The following is a 20,333-nucleotide window of genomic DNA, read 5'->3' as shown; positions in this document are numbered from 1 at the left end:
GATAAACAGGATTACAGATATTTTATTGAGTGCCAATGAAAGCGCCATTCTCTGCTGCAATCATAGCTATGGGCATTATGCGATCGCTCATCTGTAGATGAATTGCAGACTAACTTGGATATTCTCCTCTATGCCCCCAGAGTTTTACAGCACTTCCCAATGCTACGATTTGGATAGACTTGTACTAATGTATTCAGATTTTTGATGGCTGCCGATTTTGCCGCTTCCGTAATTCTAGATACAGCACTTTCTGTATCTGGATTAACTGATTATCTCCGCTTACTGCTGGAACATGATGAGCAACTACGGCAAGTGTGGGTAGTTGGGGAAGTTTCTAGTACTAATCATCACCGTAGTGGGTTATTTTTTACACTTCAAGATCCTGATGGTTCCGCAGCCATTAAGTGCGTGGTATGGAGTAGCCAAGTACCAAAACTTGCTCAACTACCCGTAGCGGGTGAACAACTAATTGTTTTGGGCAGTATTCGTTTATATCCACAAAGGGGAGAGTATCAATTATCAGTCTGGCAAGCTGTACCTGCTGGAGTTGGTTTACAAGCACTACGTTATCAGCAACTCAAAAATCGCTTGTTGGCTGAGGGGTTGTTCGACCCCCAAAGAAAGCGATCGCTTCCTATCCATCCCCAAACCATCGCCGTTGTTACTTCACCGACGGCTGCGGCTTGGGGTGATATTCAAAAAACCCTTAAACATAGATATCCCGGTTTACACGTTTTATTTTCTCCTGCCACAGTCCAAGGTGAACAAGCTCCAGAATCTATTGTGAAGGCGATCGCACGAGTAGAAAAAGATGGTCGTGCTGAGGTACTAATCTTATCGCGTGGGGGTGGTGCAGTAGAGGAATTAGCTTGCTTTAATGATGAGCGTGTAGTCCGCGCTGTAGCTGAGTGTTCCATACCCGTAGTTACTGGGATTGGTCATCAACGAGACGAGTCTTTAGTAGATTTAGTAGCTGATGTTTGTGTGCATACACCGACGGCGGCGGCAGAAAAGGTTGTACCATCACTGGCAGAATTATCCAATCAACATCGTCAGCGTATTATCGCCTTACATCAAGTTTTACTGCATACCCAAACCTCCGCAGAAAACCAACTACAAACACTACGCAACCGTTTGCAGAATCTCCGTTTAGATAGACACTTGCAACAAGAGGCGCAAAAATTAAATTGGCAACGTCAGCGATTGTTGCAGTTAACAATGGGGCGATCGCAGCAAGCCAAGCAGCACTTAGAACTTTTGCGACAAAAATTGATCAGCCTCGACCCCAAATCCGTATTACAGCGTGGTTATGCAGTGGTGAGACAAGAAAACGGTGCGATCGCTCGTTCTGCCGATGAATTAGCTGTAGGAAATGAGTTATTCATTCAACTGGCACAAGGTGAAGTTAAGGCCAAAGTGATAGAAGTAGAACAACGGCAATGAGGGCAGAGAGATTAATGGTTAAGCGTAAGAACTCCGATAATTCGGATACTGTGGCACATGGTAATTACGAGGCAAAGGTTGCAGAAATAGAAGCGATTATTTCACGGATTGAATCAGGAGAATTGGAACTAGAAGCCGTTTTTGAGCAGTTTGCCAATGCCGTCGAATATTTACGCCAATGCGATACTTTTTTACAGCAACGACAGCAACAGATGGATTTGTTAATTGAAACTTTGAATGATGAAGACAATTCAGAGTTATAAAAGTCTACCTTTATCTTCAACTCAAGGGTTGAAGACCCCTCTCTTACAAAGTTCTGTGACGCTCTCTACGAGACGCTAAAAGCGAACGCGGACTCGCTACCGCCAAAAGCCTACCCATAGGGTACCTCTCCCCTGCAAGTCCACTACGTTGGGCGGGTTTCCCGACTTGTTCGCGTAGCGTCTCGCAGAGAAGCAAGTGACGTAGAGGCTTCAAAAACCTAATTTTTCGTTGAGCTTCAGGATATTTAAGCCCCTCTCCGCGTCGGAGCGAAAAGTCTGAGCGGAGGTTTCCTCCGAACAGAACTTTTAAAGAGAGAGGGGTTTGGGAGAGGTCATCGGAACTGCCTTAAAATCAATCACTTTCTACTCCAGACAAACGAAAACTGCTGCAACTGACATCTTTTATTCGGTTGCTGGGTACTATAGGTTTATCTAAATAGCCATATCTTCATAAAGTCACCCACCAATGAACTCTATTTGTGTAAACGAAATGTAAACCTACGATGTTTTTCTCCTTATTTACTTAGAAAATTAAGATTTTGAAAAAAATCAGTATTTACCGAAAAATCTCAAAACTTAAAGAATGGTATAAAGTAAAAAATCCAATAATTGGGAGTTAGCAAAGCAGGGTTTTGCAAAATATATATAACTTTAATTATGCCTTTAGATAGGATCTATGGGCATAATTGTCGATTGTCAAAAAAAGAGAAGTTAGTAGCAAATAACTTGACAGGAAAGCAGCCATGAATATAAAACGCCAGCTAGTCAAGACAATCAGAAAAACAGCGAAATTATTTAGAAAAAGCATATTTAAACAAAACCATTTATCTACACTTAAAAGGCAGATAAACTCCACACTGCGCCATCTGTTTATTAACAAAAACCGTCGCAGAGCAGCAAATGCTGGATTTGTGCTACCAACAGTAGCAATGGTTGCTTTAGTAGTTGTTCTACTAACCACAGCAATTTTATTTAGGTCTTTTGAACGGGCTAAAAATGCCAGTAACGTCCGTGTAAACGAGGCAGCTCTCAATGCTGCTGCCCCTGCAATTGACCGCGCTAGGGCAAAAATCAATAAGCTATTTCAAGACCCAAGATTACCACGCGCTACACCAACAGATGACGCGCTTTATAGTACATTGACAACAAACATTGATGAGTATACTTTTGGCGACGAAACTCAGTTAAAACTTACTCAAAGTTCTAACGAACTTAGAACAGCGTGGATGTACCCTATAGATACAGATAACAACGGTAAATTTGATAGCTATGCTCTTTATGGAATTTACTTTAAAAATCCACCCGTGACTGGCGGACAATATACTCGTGCCAGAAACCCTCTAGAGGCAAGAACTCCGCCGATGACTGTTGGGACTGTCAGTAGCAGTTGTGGAGCAGGTCAAGATACAAGTGCAGCCTTGGTAGGTAACACAGGCTGGTTTAGAAATGGTACTAAGTTGAAAAAAGCCTTTTTTGCTTACACTGCCAGTGTTCCCATTACCACAGAACCCACAGACACCAATTATGAGAAGAAGAAAGGTAGTCAAGGCTTCTCGGCTTTAGAGCTTCAACAAGACCGAGTACAACTGCCTTTAGTTAACAACGCTGTTGTTTATGAAGATGACTTAGGAATAGCCCCTGGGCCTGCTTTTAGGTTAAATGGACGTATTTTTACTAACAGTAACCTTCTGGCTGGTTTACCTACAGGTGGTGATGGCATCAGACTATATCAGGTTAGTGGAAACGCATCCTGTTTTTACGATCCAGAAAACGCCAAGATAGTTGTTGGAGGCAATATTGGATCTGGAATAATTACAGAGAACAGTGATACCAATGGAGTATCAATTGATCTATATAAAGGTAAAACACCTGGTGCTGCCAATACTGCGCTGAGAAATTCATCAGTTAATAATAAATCAGTTTCTCATTCCCCAAGACAAATCGCTTACAATAGCCTAGCTTATACTCAACGTGTCAACCGTTTAGTTACTGCCCAAACAGCTAACGCTGAAAGTAGTGACCCGTCAGAAGTTACTCAAGGGATGCAAGATGTATTAACCAAGCAAGGTAGAAGCTTAACCGACTTAACGACTGCTGAAAGAGCTAGTTTACGCTTCAAGCAACTAGAGCTTTATTTTAGAAGACGTACCCGCAGAGTTCCTTATGCTGAAGTGGCTTTTGATGGTGATGCTCTAGGAGATTACAAAGTTGGTGGTACTAAGGAAAGTGAAGTATTACAAGGTGCTGACAATACTTTACGTCCCCCCGATCCTTGGATTTATCCTGTTGATCCTGCCGATGGCTTAAATGCAACCGGTTATGCAGGGTTGAGTTTAAATGCAAATGGGACTGACAAGCTCAGACCTTCTGCAACTGAGCCAAGTAAACTTTCAAGACAATTACAAGGTGTAGAAGGATACTTTGGCGATCGCGCTGTCGTTGGTAACAACCTACCTCAACTTTGGTGGGATCAAGCTAAAGGAGCATTTGTAGGGCCAAATGCCGATGATACCCAAACTATTAGTAACTATAAATGGGATGATGGCGATGGCGATCGCACTCGTCGCAGTCGTGTAGAAACATTGAAAGATTTAGGTAGTACAGACCGAGATGGAGATTGGGAATTAGCAGCAGCCCAAGTACCAAATAGTCCAGAAGAACCCGTCGGTGGCTTGCGAGTAGTAACTGGCGCGGGAATTTATTTGCCTAATACTGTTACTGCTACAAATTTGTCGTCAACTACCTTTACTGGACTTAACCAGCAAATTTGGCCTGATCTTTCACCTGTTAGAACCAGTTCAGTACCTAGCCCCATTCAACCTTATAAAGATTATGGACTAAACGTTACTTATGAAGTACGTCAACCAACAGATCAACCATATCTGCGGATGCGGGCAACAGCCGTCTATCACTACAAATCTGCTAGTTACAGTCAGACTAGTCCCACACCTATTGCTTGTGTTAGCAGCTATTATGACCCTACTAATAGCACTACGGCGCAAAATATATCAACCCTGCCAATTAATGGTGCAACTGGTGGTTTATCCAACAATGGTATAGTTTACCCTTTTCCTACAACTAAGACTGAAAGTTCTTACAGCAGTGTCCTGAGTTATCTGGCAGATTTAACCTATCCCAATGGACGTTCAATTGATGATAGATTACTGAGAAGAGCTTTAAACAAAACAGATGCGACGAAACGCACTCTCTCAGAAAAGTCTGCTGTGGATGCAGCAATTTGTGGCTTGGCAATTTTTGATGGTACTCTGAATACTCCTACAGATACAGTCATTGATCATGGCTCTATTTATGAAGTTGCTTTTTTAGACCCCAGACAAATTCAAGCAACTGATATTACGACTGGGAGTAGAAATTATGATCGATTTAGAAGAAACAGAAAACCTTTAGAAATCCGTGCCACTGTCTTAGATATTAATAAGCTGCGTAGAAAAACAATCGGTACCACCACACCAGCACAGGAATATTTATTACCCAATAGCGGTATTATCTACGCTACTCGTGATGATGCACTACTAGATTTAAGTGCGGCAGCAGATCCAAATGCTCCCACTGAAAGTGAGAGGCTAGAGAGTGCCGTAGATTACAGACTTGATCCTAATCGTCGTCCTAATGCCATTATGCTCATTAACGGTCAAAAAATTGCCCGTAATGACAGCAATACCTATCGAGACGCAGAGAAGGGACTGATTTTAGCTAGTAATTTGCCTGCCTATATTAAGGGTGACTTTAATCTTCACACTCAAGAGGAATTTAACACAGCATTAGATGCTGATTGGGGCAATTTCTACAGCCGCACCGGCTTAAATACTAACTTTGCTTGTCGTCCAGGCGACCCTAGATTACCGCAGTGTACAACTGGTGATCAATGGCGCTCTGCTGCGGTATTAGCAGATTCTCTGACTGTACTTTCTAATAACTTTAGATTTGGCTTCCGCAACGAAGCAGACCATGATTGGCAGCTTATCCAAAGTACAGTTCCTACTAGTCCGATTAACTATGCAACTGCCGGGACTTTCTCCACAGAAAACTCTTTTGTACCAGTTGCCAATTGGTTTAATCCCTCCGCCGATAGCAATGGAAATTTTCCAGCCTTTCCCAAAGATTTAGATGCAACAACAGGATTCCAAGGAAGTTCCTATCTCAACAACTTTGTCACCCCAATTGTACGAAAAATTCGGGCTAAACAGCTATTACTGGAAGTTTGTTACGCTAGTACTTGCGATGCGCCTAGAAATTGGACAATTAAAAATGCCTGCCCAACACAAGCCATAGGACAGAGTACTTGGAGAGATAAAGATAACAACGGTGTAGCAGATATTATTGGTAAACCAGCAACATCAATTAAAACAGGAGTCATTGGTGGTTCGCCAATAGACTGTAATACCAGTGATATTAACCCAAATAAACCATCTAGAATTGCCTTTGTACGTAATTTGGATACTGGTGCAATAACAACTCCACTAAAAGTTTATGGCGTTGCCAGTGATGGCAAAATAGCAGAGTTTGACTGGCCTTTAACAGGAACAACACTACCAAAAGACGGGGTAGATGCAAGCGGCCAGCCCTACTTCATACCTTGGCTAGAAGGAACTGCTTCTGGTAACAACATTCGTTATGATTTTGTGTTCCAACACAACAGACCATTTGGTACTCCTGAGGTTCCAGATAACGATTTTGTCAAAGCTGGAAAGCATGGTAATTGGTTACAAGAAGCCACAGCAACGACTGTCAACGTAATTGCCGCAGTTGGAGACACCCCAGCCGCAGTTCCTAAAACAACTAGCCCAACTCGTGGGGCGGAAGATAATGGTGGTTTACACAACTTTGTACGCTTGATTGAAAATTGGAATACTGCTGCTACCGAAACAGCACTCAAAATCAACGGGGCTTTTTATCAAGTTAAACGTAGCACTTATGCTACTGCACCATTTATGCCTGTATTTTCAGGTAGCGCCTATCAAATAAATAACTTTGGCGCTGGCGATAGAGGTACAGTTCCCTACTACCTACCTCCTCTGCGGCAATGGGGTTATGATGTGGCGTTACTATCTCAATCGCCTGACTTATTAGCCCAGAAATTAGTCACAATACCCGATGATTTGCCTGATGAGTTCTTCCGAGAAGTTGGTAGAGATGATCCTTGGGTGAGAATTCTGTTGTGTGCCAAGAAAGCCGCAGACGATACAAATGCCATAGATGCAGATCAACGTGGTTCTTGCTCGTAAGAATCAAATTCTCAAAGTAGGTGATGAGCAATGATCAAACTTAAAAAACAGCAACAAAAAACTTCTTGTAGTGATTCCGGTTTTACCATCATTGAGTCTTTGGTAGCAATCATCGTAGTAGCAATTTTGCTAACAGCGATCGCACCTGTACTAGTGATGTCAACAGCTACCCGTGTTCAGGCAAGACGTGTGGAACTAGCAACACAAGCTGCCAAATCCTTCATTGATGGTGTGAGAACTGGAGCGATCGCCGCACCAAGCCAAACCATTGAAGTTGCTGCTTCCAGCACATCTGATCCCAGACGGATTGCCGATGTTGCCGGTACACCACCGATCACGGGGAGACCAGAAGATTATTTAGTTAACGATTTAACTAAAATGGCACTCCCTTCATCGGCAAGTGGCTTGTACTGCTTTACAAGATCCGGCAATATCACCACAACAGATTGTACGAACAAACCATTTGAATATTACATTCAGGCTGCCCGAATTACTGTTCCAGGAAGTTCAGCCAATGATGGCTATCGCTTGGCCATTCGAGTTTATAGGGCAGATGTTGATTTTACGAAAACTCGAACTGCTAGTACTGGTCAATCTAATAAGAAAACACAAAATTCATTTACTGGTAACTTAGGCGATCGGCAAGCACCACTACTCGAAATGACAACCGACATTTCTAGCACTAGTACTTCCTTTAGGGCTTTATGTCAGCGTCTTGGAGTGGCGACGAATACAGCCTGTAATTAATGAGCAAAATCTCATGTGTATCTATCCATCAATATTCACTAAAGGGAAAACCAGAGTATGATGAGGGCATTAAAATTCCTGCTTCAAAACCAGTTGAAACGCTCCAAGCTCATAGAGGAAGTTGGTGGTTTTTCCTTGATTGAATTATTGGTAGCTATGATTTTGGCAGTATTGGTAATTACACCATTAATGGGCTTCATGATCAGCGTCATGAATGCAGACCGACAAGAACAGGCAAAGGTAAGCTCAGAACAAGAAATTCAAGCAGCAGTAGATTACATTGCCCGCGATTTGCAACAAGCTATCTATATCTACGATAGCGCTGGTATTGATGCTATTAGAAATGAATTACCTAGTTCAACCTCAACAGATAGAGTTCCTGTCCTAGTTTTTTGGAAAAGAGAACTAATTGAAGACATCATTACAGTTACAGCCGGTGAAAAAGATGATACTTATGTGTATTCATTGGTTGCTTACTATTTAATCAAAGACAGCAATACTAACTGGTCTAATGCTGCTCGTATTGCTAGGTGGCAGATTAGGGATGGTGTGCTGACAACGGCTAGTAGTGGTGTAACTTGCGATGGATATACAGGCAAATATATCAGTAATGATTATTGCCCAAGTAAAGGTTTTGCACTATTCAGCCTTGATGGCGCAGGTACTATCCATGAAAAGATGAACGCCTGGAAAAGACTCAGCCAATACACTACTAAAGATACTAATGGAGCAGATGTAGTGAATAATGTCACTCCCGGAGCGCCTGTAGTTTTAGTTGATTATATTGACCAGACAATACCAAACTCACCACTAATCATACCACCATCAAAGATTACCTGTCCTACTGGCTCAACGTTGGTAGCTCCAGATACAACTAATTTTAATACCCGCGATACGTTTAAAATGACGAGTTTTTATGCCTGTGTTGACAGAGTTAACACTACGGCACAGGTATTTTTGAGAGGTAATGCGATCGCCCGCCTACAAAGCAATAACCTCAATTATGCCGATAACAAAAGAGCTTATTTTCCAAATGCAAGTATACGAGTACAAGGACGTGGATATTTATTTACTCAGTAAATGCCGAAAACAATAGCGTAATTTAAGGCAGTAGATCATGAAGAAAACACGTTTACATCCGTTCAATATCGACAGGAAAAATAGCATAATCAAATCTTTATGTCTGCCTAATCGCCAGTTTGGAATATACACTCAATCAGATTCCGGCTTTAGTTTAGTAGAATTGATTGCAGTAGTGATGATGGTAGGTATATTAGCAGCGATCGCTCTTCCTGGCTGGTCTGCTTTCGTTAATCGTCAAAGAGTCAACAAAGCTAACGATGCTGTTTTAGCATCCATACAAGAAGCACAGCGACAAGCTAAACGACAAAAACTAAAATATAGTGTCAGTTTTAAAGTTGAAAGCCAAATTCCTAAGATTGTTATTCATCCTGATTCTGAAGCCGCATCTACTATTGTTGACACCCCATCTAAAAAACGCTGGCAAGTTCTAGGTGAAGATTTAGACATCCGCTCTACTGGACAAATCAAACTCTTGACCAATCTCACGAGCAAAAACAAAGTTAGTACTGCTGTCAATGCAAGTTCCACTTATTTAAACACACCACAAACAATTACTTTCGACTACATAGGTAGTCTAACAGGTCTAGAATTTGATCCGCCAGCACCAACTGGCTCCACTGCAATACCACATATCAAAATTGTTGTAGCAAATAATAACGTTAAGCGTTGCGTTATCTTAAAAACGATTCTGGGTGCAACAATGACCGAGAAAGATAACAATTGTAATTAAATAAGTGGATGATGTAGCAAATTTTCTTAAATCTTAGTAAGAATACTGTACAATAACCTGCACCTGCAAAGCAAAATTGAAATATAAGGTGCAGATTTTTAATTTTAACTTTTAACTAATTTAGCTTAAATATTTACTAGCCATCAGTTGCAGTTCAGCCTAAAATAACCTCGGTTAAGTCTTTAACATCATCCAGACACACCCAACCAGAAACTACAATCTAAGTACAAACTGCAAAAAATGACTGCAAATCTTGATTTAACTATAGCTATACCGACTTACAATGGTGCGAATCGTTTGCCAGAATTATTAGAACGGCTGCGAAACCAAATTAACACCGAAAATATTTCCTGGGAAATTATTGTTGTCGATAACAACAGCACTGACAATACAGCCCAAGTTGTACAGCAGTACCAAGAAAATTGGCATTGCTCCTATCCTTTAAAATACTACTTTGAAGCTAAACAAGGTGCAGCCTATGCCAGAAAAAAAGGTGTAGAAGTTGCTTCAGGTAAATTAATCGGTTTTTTAGATGACGATAACTACCCCATCCCAACTTGGGTAGCAGCCGCTTGTGCTTTTGCTCAAAAGTACCCCAAAGCAGGGGCTTATGGTAGCCAAATACACCCGGATTGGGAGGTAGAACCACCAGAAAACTTTAAGAGTATTATTCCTTTTTTAGCAATTACAGAACGCGGTAATAAACCTCTATTTTACGAGCCGAGAAAAAAACTTCTTCCCCCCTCTGCTGGACTGGTTGTCCGCCGGGAAGCATGGTTAGAGAGTGTACCAGAACAGCCAATTTTAACTGGTAGAGTTGCAGGTAATATGCTGACTGGGGAAGATTTAGAAATGCTGTGTTACCTGCAAAAATCGGGTTGGGAAGTTTGGTATAACCCAGAGATGGAAATATATCATAGAATACCAAGCTCTAGATTAAAAAAAGAATATTTAATTCCCTTCTTTAGAGGGATTGGTTTGAGTCGGTATGTTACCAGGACAACAAATGTTCAAGGATATTACAAACCATTTGTCCTTGTTGCATACATGATAAATGATACCAGAAAGATTATTTTACAACTACTTAAGTACGGAACCAAGATAAAAACTGATTTAGTCATAGCTTGTGAAACAGAACTGTTTTTCAGTAGCCTAATTAGTCCTTTCTATCTGTGGAAAAATGGGTACTTAACTAAAAGTGGTAAGTAAATAATTGAGAAAGCTGGGATTATGCAACAAGAACTACAAGAGATAATTGAAACGGTTGATTTTACCGTAGCTATTCCCACATGGAATGGTGCAGAACGTTTACCCCAAGTTTTAGACAGATTATTGGCGCAAACAGGTACAGAAAACCTACGTTGGGAAGTCATCGTTATTGATAATAATAGCAGCGATCGCACACCCGAAGTAGTAAGTGATTACCAAAAAAAATTTACTCAATGTCAGTTGAAATATTTTCTAGAAACACAACAGGGATTAGCCTATGGAAGACTCAGAGCAATCAAGGAATCCCAAGGTAAATTTGTTGCTTTTTTAGATGATGATAACTTAGCTGCGCCTGATTGGGTTTTACAATCTTATAATTTTGGCGAAGAACATCCCCGCGCCGGTGCATGGAGTGGTCAAATACATGGTGATTTTGAAGTTACACCACCAGATAATTTTTCCCAAATTCAGGCTTTTTTAGCTATTAGAGAACATGGTCAAAAAGCTTATATCTTTGATGCTGAAAATTTAAAACTACCCCCTGGTGCTGCTCTTGTTATCCGTAAACAAGCTTGGCGAGAAAGCGTACCGCAACAGTTAGTTTTTAAAGGGAGAATTGGAAAATTAATGATTGGTGGAGAAGATACAGAGGTTCTCTTATATATATATAAAGCTGGTTGGGAAATTTGGTATAACCCCAAAATGGAAATCTATCATAAAATACCCCACGGACGACTTGAAACAAGTTACTTAGTTAATGTCGCTCGTGGTTGTGGTTTATGTATTTTTCAACTCAGACTAATTAATGCTAAAAAAGGTGAATTGTCGATAATTTTGCTGAGAACAATTTTAGGCAATATTCGCAGACTATTTCACCACATAATGAAGTACAAAAATAATCTCAAGGGAGATATAGTCGCACTTGTAGAGTTCAATTTTTATTTGGGTAGTCTTTTGAGTCCTATATACTCACTCATGTTTTATTTCAATAATTTAACCAATGAAGATATAAGTTTAAACAATGACTGAATCCAATTTTGATTTACCAATAATTTCTGTAATTATCCCAGCTTATAATTGTGAAAAAACTATCAAAAAAACAATTGATTCGGTTTTAGATCAATCTTTTACTGATTTTGAATTAATTGTCATTAATGATGGTTCACAAGATGCAACATTAGACATTGTTTCTCAAATTGAAGATTCGAGGATTAAGATATTTTCCTTTGAAAATGCTGGAGGAAATGTTAGCCGGAATCGGGGTTTAAATCTTGCAGTGGGAAAATTCATCAGTTTCCTAGATGCAGATGATATTTGGACACCTAATAAACTAGAGTCACAATTAGAGGCTTTACATAACAATCCTGGTTTTCATGTTGCATATAGCTGGACTGATTATATTGATGAAGATGGTAATTTTTTAATTTCTGGTAGACGTGTAACACTTAATGGAGATGTCTATAAAAAGTTGTTTATCAACAATTTTTTAGAAAATGGCTCTAATCCTTTAATTTGCAAAGAAGCTTTAATTGCATTGGGAGGATTTGATGAATCACTAAAGGCCGCTCAAGATTGGGATATGTGGCTAAGATTAGCTAATAAATATTCTTTTGTGGCTGTTCCTTATGTCCAAATATTATATCGGGTTAGTAGTAATTCTCTATCTTCTAATCTGGTGAGACAGGAAAAAGCTTGTAAGCAAGTACTAGAAAAAGCTTATCAAGCAAGACCTGCGATTGGTAATCATATTTTGCATTTGAGTATAGCTAATCTTTACAAATATTTAGCTTGTAAAGCCCTGCAAAAGCCTTACAGTCGAAGTAAAGGTCTAGCTGCTGTTAAATTTATTTGGCAATATTTTCTGTATGATTCTTCTAGAATGAGGCGGATAAATTCTACATTAAAACTTTTATTTAAAGCTCTGATAATTATTATATTACCTGCTGGTTTATCTACAGAATTACTAGCAAAAATGAGGACAAAATCTCTCAATCCACAGTTATCAGCAATTTCTGGCAGTTAAAATATTCACAACATATATCCAGGTGCTTTTACTATCTCTATTTGATAATAAAAATGGCTTAAATTGCCAAAATGAACGGGGTTTTACACTTCCAGAGATATTGGCAGTTATTCTCATGGTTGGGATATTAGCAGCTTTAGCATTACCTTACTGGTTAACTTTTGTAGATACTCAACGCCTCAACAAAGCTCAATACGAAGTTCACAATGCCATACGACAAGCCCAAAGCCAAGCTAGTAAGGAAAAATTGACGTGGCAAGCTAGTTTCCGCGAACAAAATGGTATAGTTCAATGGGCAGTTCATCCTGCTAGTGTCAGCCCTACGAATGCTAATTGGAATAATCTAGATTCTCGTGTGCGTTTAGATGGAGAAAGCACTTTACAGCAATCAAACAATGTGAGGCGAATTCAATTTGATTATCGAGGAAGTGTTAAACAACCACCTCTAGGCAGGATTACTTTATCAAGTAAGTCTAGAGGCATGATTAAGCGTTGTGTCTATGTTTCGACAATTTTGGGAGCAATGCGTACAGCTAAAGAGCGTAATAGGGCTAATAGCGGCGGTGATTATTGCTATTAAGATATTTTTAGTTAGCTTAAACAAGGTATGCTGTGCTGAAATCATCAGAAACTTTACAACAGCACTTAATTATTTTCACGCGCTATCCAGAACCAGGGAAAACAAAAACCAGATTGATACCTGCTTTGGGTACTATTGGTGCTGCCAAGCTGCAACGGCAAATGACTGAATACGCTTTATTTCAGGTTAAGGAACTGCAAAAGTTAATTAATATATCTTTAGAAATTCGGTTTGCGGGGGGAGACCTGCAACTTATGCAAGATTGGCTTGGCGCTGAATTGGTTTACCATTCTCAAGGTGATGGAGATTTGGGTTCGCGGATGGCGCGATCGCTGTATGATTCCTTTCAAGGTCAGGCAAAGCAAGTTGTAATTATCGGTACCGACTGTCCTGGATTAAATTCTCATATTCTTGCTCAAGCTTTCGAACAAATTTATACAGTTGACTTAGTACTTGGTCCAGCCATTGATGGTGGTTACTACTTAATTGCTTTACGTCGCTTCATCCCTGAATTATTTGCCAACATCGACTGGGGGACTTCGCAAGTATTACACCAAACTGTGGATATTGCTCATCAACTCAACCTCTCATCCTATCACTTACCACCATTGGCTGATGTTGATAGACCAGATGATTTACCCATTTGGCAACGAATTTGGGAAACAGAAGTTAAGATGAGGTAGGTCAATTTATCTCATTCACCCTTGTATTATACAATACATAATTATCTTTAGTTACACTCTAGGAAACCGATGCCAATGTAGAGCAGTTTCCAACCCAAGGGTAAAAATTTTGTAACATGGTGGCATTGCGTTTTATTTCATATATATGGGTAGATTCATATAACAAGCAAGGTTACGGGAGCGATATTCAAGTAACTTTAAAGAGGACAATCACTCAATCTGAACTCAGTACGTACCAATTTGAAAAACTATGGTTAACCGCTTTGCTGCTGTAAATGCCTCCCTAATCCTTAAAATCGTAGGGATAGTCTTAATTGTTTCGTTTTTGCTGGATTTTCTGATTCTGTTATTGCCATTTCAACCTACAGACAGGTTATGGCAGATTAACCTAGCAACAGCACTAGTTGACCGGGGTATTGTCCCTTTGGTTGGCTTGGGAGCATTATTTACTGGCTATTGGATGGACAGTGCTAGCGATGGTGGCTCGAAAGGATTTGATTTAAGATTTCCCGTTTTAATACTCTCCAGCCTTTTGGGTTTAATGTTCCTGCTGATTTTTCCCTTACATCTCAATAATGTGAGACAAGCCAGTGTGCAAACAGTAAACCAAATCAATCAAGAGGCAGACCAGGCAGAAAACCAACTCAAAAACCAATTATCTCAATTTCAAGCCCAAGCCAACACCGAGCAAGGAAAGGCTCAACTAGAACAATTGCGAACCCAAGCTAAAGCTCAATTCACTGAACTGCTGCGAGATGATCAAAAATATCAACAAGCTTTGAATAATCCCCAACTTCCAACAGCGCAGAAAGAATTACTCAAGAAATTTAAAGCCAATCCTCAAGAATTAGATCAGTTTATTGCCCAGCAAACAGATCCTCAAGGACTGGCTAATCAAAGATTAAACCAAATTCGCCAGCGAAAAGAAGACGCTGCCAAGCAAGCTAGAGACAATGCGTGGAAATCTGGACTGCGAATTGGTATCAGCAGTTTGATCTTGTCTATTGGCTACATCATTATCGGTTGGTCAGGACTCAGAGCTAGCGGTGCTTTCCAAGGCGGTGGACGTAAAGGTAAAGTACCTGCACGCTAATTTAAGCTAGGGGCTAGGGCGTGTTTGTTAATCAACACTCTTAGCCCTTCGTTAGCCATAGGGTATATAGACTGTTTTTGGCAATACTTAAAGATACCTAGCGTTTAGCAAAATTACTGTAAGACTGGGCAATGTTTTCTATTTACATACTGACTTATAACGAAGAACTAGATATTGCAAGTTGTATAGAATCAGCGATGTTATCAGATGACGTCATCGTTGTAGACTCATGTAGTAGCGATCGCACTGTAGAAATTGCCAATCGTTATCCCATTCGTGTTGTGCGGCACGCCTTTGAAAGCCACGGTCGCCAACGTACATGGATGCTAGAGTCTCTCCCTCCAAAACACAAATGGGTATATATTCTCGAAGCTGATGAGCGGATGACACCAGAGTTGTTTGCCGAGTGTGAACAAGCAATTACCACTTCCGAATACATTGGTTACTACGTTGCTGAACGGGTGATGTTCATGAACCAATGGATTCGCCATAGCACTCAATATCCCCGTTATCAGATGCGTCTGTTCCAACATGGCAAAGTTTGGTTTACCGACTACGGGCATACGGAACGAGAAGTTTGTGAAGGCGCTACCAGCTTTTTAAAAGAAACCTATCCTCACTACACTTGCAGCAAGGGTTTGAGCCGTTGGATTGAAAAACATAACCGTTATTCTACGGATGAGGCGAAAGAGACTTTATATCAATTAGAAAATGGCAAAGTTGACTGGCGAGATTTGTTGTTTGGTAAATCGGAAGTTGCTAGGCGGCGTGCATTAAAAGACTTGTCTTTACGACTACCAGCTAGACCTTTGTTACGTTTTTTATATATGTACTTTCTCTTAGGCGGTTGTCTAGATGGACGTGCAGGAATGGCTTGGTGTACATTACAAGCTTTTTATGAATACCTGATTTTATTGAAAGCCTGGGAAATGAAATATCTACCTATCCCTAGTTTAGAACCGGAGATAGTTCCTAGCAGTGACAGCAACCAGGAAGCAGCAAAAGAGGAACTAGGGTCAAGGGATTAAACACTAGAGTCGTGATTTCACTTAGCTCAAAACTGACATAATTCTTAAGCCCACAAATAATAGGTTAAAATTTATAAAATTATATTTTCATAAACATCCCTCGTGTTTAGTTGTTGTAAATTGAAAGCATATCGTTCTCATCAATTTACTGGACTTGTTTTTACAGTCATAGCAGCTTTCAACATATCGCGGTAGGATTGTAATAACTAAGAAATTAGCAACAATCATTTACAAGTTGTACAAAGAAAAGTAAAGTCCTCACAGACAAACTAGTTTTTGTGCTACTTGGAATGTGTTTATATGGACAAGTATCGAAAAAACTTATTTCCGAGTGAACGCTTGGAAATAGCTTGGCTACAATTCCAATACTTGTCTTTGAGACTAAGGTTTGGAGTACAAAGGCTACACGTTATATCTGATTAATTAGACAAATTTACTGGAATGAGTACCAATAATGAAAGTTCCACTATCCTAAAAAAAGAGAATAAGGGCTTGGGAATTGACCGCCTAAAGCAGGACTTAAAGAATGACCTAATTGCTGGCTTGTTAGTAGTAATTCCCCTGGCAACCACTATCTGGTTAACAATTACCATTGCTAATTGGGTAATTGACTTTCTCACTCAAGTGCCTAAACAACTTAACCCTTTTGATGGATTACATCCCATAGTAGTAAATATACTTAATTTTGCAGTAGGGCTAGCTGTACCTCTACTAAGTATTTTGATTATTGGGTTAATGGCTAGGAATATTGCAGGAAGATGGTTGTTGGATTTTGGTGAACGATTATTACAGGCAATTCCTTTAGCTGGGCAGGTGTATAAAACCCTCAAGCAGCTTTTGGAAACACTACTAAAAGACTCCAATGGGAAATTTCGGAGAGTCATTTTAATAGAATATCCCCGTCGGGGAATATGGGCGATCGCCTTTGTTACAGGTGTGATTAGTAGTGAAATTCAATCTCAAATGCCTCGTCCAATGTTGAGTGTGTTTATTCCCACCACACCAAACCCGACTACAGGCTGGTACGCTGTAGTCCCAGAAGACGAAGTAGTTAACCTCTCCATGTCCGTAGAAGATGCTTTCAAAGTTGTAGTCTCCGGCGGCATTGTTGCACCGAATCCCTGTCTACCCGACCTAGACTTAATCCAAGAGCATAAAATAGAGAAATCCCTGCAAGAGATGAAGCAGATATAGAACAAGAGGGATAGGAAAGAAAATTCTGACTCTATTACTGTTACCGGCAACTCAGCACTTACCGCCAAATAAATCTAAAAAAATCCGGTAACTTCGTACCTAATACAGATAAGATGGTTGTCTGGCTTTGTCAAAATTGAATAATTTGTCACCCAGCAATTAAATTACTACTGAAATATTTAACTATTATGCAAGACCGTAAACCCCAGCAAATCGCTCGTGAACTGGCACTTTTAAGCCTGAGCCAGTTACCATTAAACCCCAAAAAATTAACCGAAGAACACCTGCCCAAACTAGTATTGGCTACAGTACGTACCTTGAGAGCAGAAGTACAAGATACCTTGGATAATGCGGCCGCTGAATTGCAACGTAGTAACGATCGCCTGTTAACCAGTCAAACACGGGCTTCAGACTTAAATACTGCGCGTAATATGCTGCAAGAAGCAATTTCCTACACACAAACAGCCATCAATCAGCTAGGTGCATCTGTTGAGTTTCCTGAATTAATTCAGCTAGCAAATCAAGACAAGGAAGTAGGCAGATATGCCATCAAACTTGTCAAAATCATCAATGAAGAACGCAGCGTGATTGATGAACAAATTACCTCTGCCCTAGTTGATTGGCAAGTTACTCGCCTGGCACAAATTGACCGCGATATTCTTCGCATTGCCGTAGCAGAAATGATGTTCTTTAATCTGCCCAACAGCGTGGCCATTAACGAAGCCGTAGAGTTAGCTAAACGCTACAGTGGCGATGAAGGACATCGTTTCATTAACGGTGTACTACGCCGAGTCTCAGACCAAAAAAAGGCGCTGAGTGTTTAGTACTGTAAAGATCTGTAGGTATGGCTGTGCTGAAACAAGTAGTGGAGTGTTGAGCAGAGTATTGAGTCAGATTTAATTCATCTCCTCTGCTCCCGTTCGGACTTCCCTGTGGGACGCTACGCGAACGGCGTGAGCGCTCAGTTGAACGTTGAAGCTCACGGCGGAAGCCCAGTCCCTGATCCCTTATCGAACAATCCGACTTTAAGAGGTGAGGATAACCAGGAGGTTTACACACTAGTTAGGAGTCCACAGTTAAATTAAACTTATAACTCATAACTCGTAACAACTATCACCGCTAGCTGCAATGGTTTTTAATTGGTTCCGTCGTCAAACTAACGATTCCTCGGATAGCCCATCGGAAAAACAACAACCAGAAACACCTCCAGTCACAGAATCTCAAGTAGAACCAGAAGCAACGTCAACTCCTGCTGCGACTGTCCCAGACTCAACAGCAGATTTATTGGCGTTTGCAAAGGCTGCTTACAAAAATCTTCAAGAGAAACAAAAATCTCAGGAAGTAGAAGTGACACTGGAATCAGTAGATGCCGAAACGCCAGTACAAACAACTGGCGTGGAAGAGGAGGCAACTGCTGAGACGGAAAATCTAGAATTATTAGTAGCCCATACTACCTCAGTTGAGGTGGTAGAAAATATCCCAACTCCCGTGATGGAAGGGGAAGTAGCTAATCAAGAGGAGCAGGAAGTAACTTCGACTAGACAAGAAGATGTAGAAATCAACTTAGAACCATTAGAACCAGTAGCAGTATCGGAACCAACCCCACCGCCTACATTATCATTCTTAGAACGAGCAGCCGCAGAACGGGAAGCTAGGCAAGAGCGATTAATAGCCAATGCGATTGAAGTACCGGAACTCGAAGTAGTTAGCCCAGTAGCGGCTAATGCCACATCAGAAACAGTTCCAGAAATTGCTGGAATATCCTTTGATGAAGGCTTTGTTTGGTCAGCAGAAGTGTTGGCAGCCCAAGGAAGACGGCCAGAAGATATATCGATTGAAGAAATTACTTGGCTCAAAAAGCTACGACAAGGATTAGACAAAACCCGTCGGAATATTCTTAACCAACTAAAGGCAATTGTTGGACAAGGGCCTCTCAATCAAGCAGCTGTAGGAGAAATAGAAGCTTTACTTCTGCAAGCTGATGTGGGTGTAGAAGCAACCGACTATATTATTAGTTCACTCCAGAAAAAACTGCGGGAAGAAATCACTCCACCAGAAGAAGCGATCGCTTACTTAAAACAAATCTTGCGGGATATGCTAGATGCACCCCTCAAAACTTCCCATAAAGCCAGTTTTGCTCCAGAGAAAGATAGCTTAAATATTTGGTTAATTACAGGAGTCAATGGTGCGGGAAAAACTACTACCATCGGTAAAATATCTCACCTCGCACAACAATCAGGTTATCGATGCTTGATTGGTGCAGCCGATACATTCCGAGCGGCGGCTGTTGAACAAGTAAAAGTTTGGGGTAAAAGAAGCGGTGTAGAAGTAATCTCTAACCCTGGTAAAAATACAGATCCGGCCGCAGTGGTATTTGATGCGATCGCCGCAGCCCAAGCACGAAATACAGAATTACTATTAGTAGATACAGCTGGGCGGCTGCAAAACAAGAAAAACTTAATGGATGAACTCAGTAAAATCCGTAGAATTATCGACAAAAAAGCCCCGGATGCCAAAATTGAATCGCTTTTGGTGTTAGATTCCACTTTAGGTCAAAACGGATTGCGACAAGCTGAAGTCTTCTCTCAAGCAGCTCAACTCAGTGGCGTAGTATTAACCAAGTTAGATGGTACAGCCAAAGGGGGGGTTGCTCTTGCTGTAGTGCAGCAGCTAGGCCTACCCATCCGCTTTATTGGTGCTGGGGAAGGCATTGAAGACCTACGCCCCTTTTCCAGCTACGAGTTTGTAGAAGCTCTCTTGAGTGGCTAAGAGGCAGGGGGCAGGGGGCAGGGGGAGAAATGACTCCAAGATTTTCACCCAATCCCCAATTCCTATGATTCCTTTTTGCCAATCTGATTTATTTTCGATAACATTACGGTTGTTATTTGCTAAAATTTCAATCTAATGCCGTCTTAATAGCGACCAAAGGAAGTTGTTTAGATGCAGCGTAGGCGATCTTGGATAGCAATTAAACAGCTTTCCTAAACTTATGACTACTTGAGGGTTGTCAG

At 40.8% G+C, this 20,333-nt stretch carries 16 protein-coding genes; all 16 read left to right on the top strand.

Annotated elements, in window-relative coordinates; translation table 11 throughout:
• The first annotated feature begins 204 nt into the window (after positions 1-204).
• The 16 genes from xseA (at position 205) to ftsY (ending at position 20,091) form a co-directional block, all read left to right on the top strand.
• Entirely contained in the window at positions 205-1,443 is a 1,239-nt protein-coding gene (xseA, locus tag ACN222_RS08805; protein ID WP_010995942.1) for an exodeoxyribonuclease VII large subunit, read from the top strand.
• Between the two features lie 14 nt (positions 1,444-1,457).
• Positions 1,458-1,706, top strand: coding sequence for an exodeoxyribonuclease VII small subunit (xseB, locus tag ACN222_RS08800; RefSeq protein ID WP_044521062.1), 249 nt, complete (start codon positions 1,458-1,460; stop codon positions 1,704-1,706).
• Between the two features lie 743 nt (positions 1,707-2,449).
• The gene (hpsA, locus tag ACN222_RS08795; RefSeq protein ID WP_010995940.1) at positions 2,450-6,952 is read left to right on the top strand and encodes a hormogonium polysaccharide biosynthesis protein HpsA; all 4,503 of its coding nucleotides are present in this window, start codon (positions 2,450-2,452) and stop codon (positions 6,950-6,952) included.
• A 30-nt stretch (positions 6,953-6,982) separates the two neighbouring features.
• Entirely contained in the window at positions 6,983-7,699 is a 717-nt protein-coding gene (hpsB, locus tag ACN222_RS08790) for a hormogonium polysaccharide secretion pseudopilin HpsB (RefSeq protein WP_010995939.1), read from the top strand.
• Between the two features lie 57 nt (positions 7,700-7,756).
• The gene (hpsC, locus tag ACN222_RS08785; RefSeq protein WP_010995938.1) at positions 7,757-8,779 is read left to right on the top strand and encodes a hormogonium polysaccharide secretion pseudopilin HpsC; all 1,023 of its coding nucleotides are present in this window, start codon (positions 7,757-7,759) and stop codon (positions 8,777-8,779) included.
• A 37-nt stretch (positions 8,780-8,816) separates the two neighbouring features.
• Positions 8,817-9,512 carry a pilus assembly FimT family protein gene (locus tag ACN222_RS08780; protein WP_010995937.1) on the top strand — a complete coding sequence of 232 codons (696 nt, stop codon included), beginning with the start codon at positions 8,817-8,819 and terminating at the stop codon, positions 9,510-9,512.
• Between the two features lie 240 nt (positions 9,513-9,752).
• The gene (gene hpsE / locus ACN222_RS08775; RefSeq protein WP_010995936.1) at positions 9,753-10,721 is read left to right on the top strand and encodes a hormogonium polysaccharide biosynthesis glycosyltransferase HpsE; all 969 of its coding nucleotides are present in this window, start codon (positions 9,753-9,755) and stop codon (positions 10,719-10,721) included.
• A 21-nt stretch (positions 10,722-10,742) separates the two neighbouring features.
• Entirely contained in the window at positions 10,743-11,750 is a 1,008-nt protein-coding gene (gene hpsE / locus ACN222_RS08770; RefSeq protein WP_010995935.1) for a hormogonium polysaccharide biosynthesis glycosyltransferase HpsE, read from the top strand.
• A complete protein-coding gene (locus tag ACN222_RS08765; RefSeq protein WP_010995934.1) occupies positions 11,743-12,744 on the top strand; it encodes a glycosyltransferase in 1,002 nt (333 codons plus the stop codon). The genes hpsE (ACN222_RS08770) and ACN222_RS08765 overlap by 8 nt, the downstream gene beginning before the upstream one ends.
• Positions 12,745-12,766: 22 nt before the next feature.
• The gene (locus ACN222_RS08760) at positions 12,767-13,324 is read left to right on the top strand and encodes a pilus assembly FimT family protein (protein ID WP_010995933.1); all 558 of its coding nucleotides are present in this window, start codon (positions 12,767-12,769) and stop codon (positions 13,322-13,324) included.
• A gap of 32 nt (positions 13,325-13,356) precedes the next feature.
• Positions 13,357-14,007, top strand: coding sequence for a TIGR04282 family arsenosugar biosynthesis glycosyltransferase (locus tag ACN222_RS08755; protein ID WP_010995932.1), 651 nt, complete (start codon positions 13,357-13,359; stop codon positions 14,005-14,007).
• 250 nt (positions 14,008-14,257) lie between these two features.
• Positions 14,258-15,100 carry an HpsJ family protein gene (locus ACN222_RS08750; RefSeq protein ID WP_010995931.1) on the top strand — a complete coding sequence of 281 codons (843 nt, stop codon included), beginning with the start codon at positions 14,258-14,260 and terminating at the stop codon, positions 15,098-15,100.
• Between the two features lie 131 nt (positions 15,101-15,231).
• Complete coding sequence (locus ACN222_RS08745) at positions 15,232-16,128, top strand: glycosyltransferase family 2 protein (protein WP_010995930.1); 897 nt, start codon at positions 15,232-15,234, stop codon at positions 16,126-16,128.
• Positions 16,129-16,569: 441 nt separating this feature from the next.
• Positions 16,570-17,322 (top strand): DUF502 domain-containing protein, encoded by a 753-nt coding sequence (locus tag ACN222_RS08740; RefSeq protein ID WP_010995929.1) that lies wholly within the window; start codon positions 16,570-16,572, stop codon positions 17,320-17,322.
• A 188-nt stretch (positions 17,323-17,510) separates the two neighbouring features.
• Positions 17,511-18,146 (top strand): transcription antitermination factor NusB, encoded by a 636-nt coding sequence (gene nusB, locus ACN222_RS08735; protein ID WP_010995928.1) that lies wholly within the window; start codon positions 17,511-17,513, stop codon positions 18,144-18,146.
• A 304-nt stretch (positions 18,147-18,450) separates the two neighbouring features.
• Entirely contained in the window at positions 18,451-20,091 is a 1,641-nt protein-coding gene (gene ftsY, locus ACN222_RS08730; protein WP_010995927.1) for a signal recognition particle-docking protein FtsY, read from the top strand.
• The last annotated feature ends 242 nt before the right edge of the window (positions 20,092-20,333 follow it).

This window comes from Anabaena sp. FACHB-595 (assembly GCF_048568275.1).
Taxonomy (GTDB): Bacteria; Cyanobacteriota; Cyanobacteriia; order Cyanobacteriales; family Nostocaceae; genus Trichormus.
Note: the sequence above shows the minus strand (reverse complement) of the source record. Positions and strands in the feature narration are given on the sequence as shown.

Excerpts from the sequence above, each read along its gene's own strand:
- xseA (WP_010995942.1), top strand. The coding sequence starts at position 205 with ATGGCTGCCGATTTTGCCGCTTCCGTAATTCTAGATACAGCACTTTCT.
- xseB (WP_044521062.1), top strand. The coding sequence starts at position 1,458 with ATGGTTAAGCGTAAGAACTCCGATAATTCGGATACTGTGGCACATGGT.
- hpsA (WP_010995940.1), top strand. The coding sequence starts at position 2,450 with ATGAATATAAAACGCCAGCTAGTCAAGACAATCAGAAAAACAGCGAAA.
- hpsB (WP_010995939.1), top strand. The coding sequence starts at position 6,983 with ATGATCAAACTTAAAAAACAGCAACAAAAAACTTCTTGTAGTGATTCC.
- hpsC (WP_010995938.1), top strand. The coding sequence starts at position 7,757 with ATGATGAGGGCATTAAAATTCCTGCTTCAAAACCAGTTGAAACGCTCC.
- ACN222_RS08780 (WP_010995937.1), top strand. The coding sequence starts at position 8,817 with ATGAAGAAAACACGTTTACATCCGTTCAATATCGACAGGAAAAATAGC.
- hpsE (WP_010995936.1), top strand. The coding sequence starts at position 9,753 with ATGACTGCAAATCTTGATTTAACTATAGCTATACCGACTTACAATGGT.
- hpsE (WP_010995935.1), top strand. The coding sequence starts at position 10,743 with ATGCAACAAGAACTACAAGAGATAATTGAAACGGTTGATTTTACCGTA.
- ACN222_RS08765 (WP_010995934.1), top strand. The coding sequence starts at position 11,743 with ATGACTGAATCCAATTTTGATTTACCAATAATTTCTGTAATTATCCCA.
- ACN222_RS08750 (WP_010995931.1), top strand. The coding sequence starts at position 14,258 with ATGGTTAACCGCTTTGCTGCTGTAAATGCCTCCCTAATCCTTAAAATC.
- ACN222_RS08745 (WP_010995930.1), top strand. The coding sequence starts at position 15,232 with ATGTTTTCTATTTACATACTGACTTATAACGAAGAACTAGATATTGCA.
- ACN222_RS08740 (WP_010995929.1), top strand. The coding sequence starts at position 16,570 with ATGAGTACCAATAATGAAAGTTCCACTATCCTAAAAAAAGAGAATAAG.
- nusB (WP_010995928.1), top strand. The coding sequence starts at position 17,511 with ATGCAAGACCGTAAACCCCAGCAAATCGCTCGTGAACTGGCACTTTTA.
- ftsY (WP_010995927.1), top strand. The coding sequence starts at position 18,451 with ATGGTTTTTAATTGGTTCCGTCGTCAAACTAACGATTCCTCGGATAGC.